1 protein-coding gene is annotated in these 711 nt (G+C 44.7%); it reads right to left on the bottom strand.

The genetic code is table 11. From position 1 onward, the window contains the following. Positions 1-711 (bottom strand): virulence factor SrfC family protein (locus B5G10_RS12490; RefSeq protein ID WP_241147773.1); only part of this gene is annotated, 711 nt, incomplete at both ends.

Raw genomic sequence — 711 nt, 5'->3', positions numbered from 1 at the left:
CTGCCATTGCTCAAACCACTGTGAAGAGCCAATAATCTCGGGCAGCACCTTGGTAAAGCGCTCCCAGTGATTGGCCAACTTCCCGGCCGACTCGGTGCCCCGTTTGGATAAATCTTTGTAAAACTTGGTCGCTATGACAAACAAAGGCGAAATATTGTCCAATATCTTGAGGTTCTTTGTTCGTATCTTGGGGGTCAATCCCACGGTTTTTTCAATCCAGTCGTTAATCGGGGCCCCCAAATTAGCCTTCATAGGACTATAATAATGATGACAGAACATGATAGAACTAATCCTGCGGGTGCGTACATATTTGTTGAAGAGGTATGCCACCTTTCCACGTCGCAGCATTTCGGGCATGTCGTTTTTATAATCTATATCATCCTCAATCTTATCCAACCGATTTCTCACTCCGGGAAAATCGAGCAAATCGACATGTGCCAGGAACGGACGTTCTTTCAAGACATCCTCAGGGAGGACAATAACAACCTCTGCCGCAAATGCCGACAAATAAGTCTTGGGAAAATCCGAAGCTATCAACTTCTCATTCTCATCATAAATATCGGTGTTTAAGACAGGGAAATCGATATCCTGGACTTCTTTTCCACAAACCAAATCGAGCCATTGCACTTGCAACAAGGTACCCTTCTCCCTCAAGATAGCATCAAACGGCACATAAACCTCGGTGCGGAATCCTATTTTCTGATACTCTTT

It is taken from the genome of Barnesiella sp. An55, from assembly GCF_002161555.1.
GTDB lineage: Bacteria > Bacteroidota > Bacteroidia > Bacteroidales > Barnesiellaceae > Barnesiella > Barnesiella merdipullorum.
Note: the sequence above shows the minus strand (reverse complement) of the source record. Positions and strands in the feature narration are given on the sequence as shown.